The 2,343-nt window shown below is 34.0% G+C and carries 2 protein-coding genes; one reads left to right on the forward strand and one right to left on the reverse strand.

The genetic code is table 11. The features are described from left to right. The coding region (locus AB1414_19360) for a carboxypeptidase-like regulatory domain-containing protein (GenBank protein MEW6609571.1) at positions 1-1,874 on the forward strand (1,874 nt) is incomplete at its 5' end. Positions 1,875-1,907: 33 nt separating this feature from the next. Here AB1414_19360 and AB1414_19365 read toward each other — a convergent pair. Beyond that, entirely contained in the window at positions 1,908-2,261 is a 354-nt protein-coding gene (locus AB1414_19365) for a helix-turn-helix transcriptional regulator (GenBank protein ID MEW6609572.1), read from the reverse strand. Between the last annotated feature and the right edge of the window lie 82 nt (positions 2,262-2,343).

Here is a 2,343-nt window from a genome sequence, read left to right on the forward strand (position 1 = left end):
TGACTACTACTAATGCTCAAGGTAGTTTTACCGCTGCCTTTACTGTCGATTCACAACCTTATGGATTAAAGACTATTACTGCTACAGGGCTTATCTCATGTGGAGTAGCAAAATCCATCTTTACTATCCCCATTCCACCAGGCAGTATCTCAGGTACTGTAACTACTTCAACCGGTATCCCAATAGCAGATGTAATAATTAGTATATGGAATGTCCAGAGTACCACCACTGATAAAGATGGTAGATATAAACTGCTTAATTTACCTGTAGGCAAATATGAAGTGCAGGCAAGACCAAAAGAAAGTGAGAAAGTTGAAATTAGAAAAGATGTGGTTGTAGAACCAGGAAAAGATACAGCTAATATTAACTTTACTATTGATTATATTCATAAACGATACTGTAAAGGGATTTATATCTCTTCAAGACATGGGACGAATTATACAGACTTTTTGCATGTACCTGAGAATTACGAGATATATGATTGGGGGTATTATGTTTATTTCAGTAGAAAGGCAAGGGATAATGGGACATTTATTGATAAACCAGGGAATAGATTAGTAATTCAAGTAAGACTTGATGGAAGATGGTATTCCAAAGCATATTATGATGCAGTTTATTGGGTTTTTGCAAGAAAACCAGTTGTAGAAAAGGAATACGAACTTGGTGGTAATAATCATATTTATATTAATGAAAAAGTATATGGGAAAACAACTCGTACTTACTACCTTTATCCCTCTGAGCCTAAATATGAACTATTCAAATGGCATCATACAGTTCATGAGGCAAAAAATGCCTGGGATGGAGGCTCTTGTATTGATAAGGAGAATAACAGACTGATAATCAATGTAAGATATGAAGGGAAAACAATAGTATTTCACTGGTTGTGGTGGCATTTTGTGTGGGAAAGACCAGCATATTTTTCTGCTACCTATTATGTTTATGGGAAGAAGGAAGTTGGCAAAGGAGAATATAAGAAAGAGGAAATAGTAAGGATACCTGTTAAATTTGTTGAGGCAACTTCAACAACATCTCCTAAAAAATCTAATTCACTTATTATGTTAATGCCAGATAGTCCAACTCGTAATCTACGGTTAAATACATTAGAAGAAAAACCTAAGGTTGCTATCATGGTTAAAGATGTAGAGGAAGAATTGACCACGGTTAGATTAAAATTAGCTTTTAATCCAGATAAGATACAGGTAGAAAATGTTGGTACCCCTACCTTTGAAGATACTACGACAAAGGTTCATTTACAAAAAGATATTGATAATCAAGCAGGTAAAATAGATATAGGAATGGTAATAGTAGATGAGGATGATGTGTATCGTGAAGAAAAAGGTACTATTTCTGATAAAATTTTCTCTAATAACCAAAGCAGATTACTGTTAGAAGATGATGAGGAAAAGGAGGAAGAAAATATAGCTCCACTTGCTTATTTAATCATTGATATACCTCAAAAATCCAGAGCTTCAAGTTATCAAAGGACATTAGAGCAGATAATGAATTGTATAAGTATCGATGATGTAGAGTTAAAAGATGCAGATGAAAATGTTATAGAAGTAAAAATAGATGAGAGAAATATTACAAAGGTTCAACCTGAGTTAAATCTTGATAAGGTCTATTGCTACCCCAATCCGACAAGGGACGAGATAACTTTTGCCAAATTGACTAAAGATTTCAGGGTAAAGATATTCAACATAGCAGGTGAGTTAGTTTATGGTGAGCGGGAACATACAGCAGATGGTAGTGCACAATGGACATGGAAATGTATAAATAATGCGGGCGAAAAAGTAGCAAGTGGGATTTATATCTATATCCTTCAAGACCCGGTAAGTGGCAGTATGAAGAGAGGGAAGCTGGGAGTGGTTAGGTAACTGAGTGATTAGGTAATTGGGTAACAAAATAATTTAAACATCTACCTCCTTTGCCCATTTAAGAATCTCTTTTAAAATATTATCGATCATCTTAAGTGTCCTTTCATCATTCTTTTTAATTAAATCTATAATCTTTGCAAGCATCATAAATTCAGTTTTTACTGATGGTAAGGCTTCACAAAATAAAAAAAGCTCTGCAATACTTACTCCAAGTCCTTTAGCTACCTTTTCTATACTACCAAGAGAGAGATTTTGTTCTCCCCGTTCTATTGTACCAATATAGGTACTATGTAATTCTGCCTTTTCTGCTAATTCTTCTTGAGTTAATCCTTGAATTTGTCTAAGTTCTCTTACCCTCTGTCCAAATTTGATTTGTATATCGCTCATTGCTTTTTTATCCTCTATAAATTTATATCATAATTAACCATAAAAGTGAATAGACGATAACTTTTTTTTACAGACGAAAATT

The sequence above is a fragment of the bacterium genome, from assembly GCA_040755795.1.
Classification (GTDB): domain Bacteria; phylum UBA9089; class CG2-30-40-21; order CG2-30-40-21; family SBAY01; genus JBFLXS01.

Coding starts and splice junctions, on each gene's coding strand:
- AB1414_19365 (MEW6609572.1), bottom strand. CDS start 2,261: ATGAGCGATATACAAATCAAATTTGGACAGAGGGTAAGAGAACTTAGA.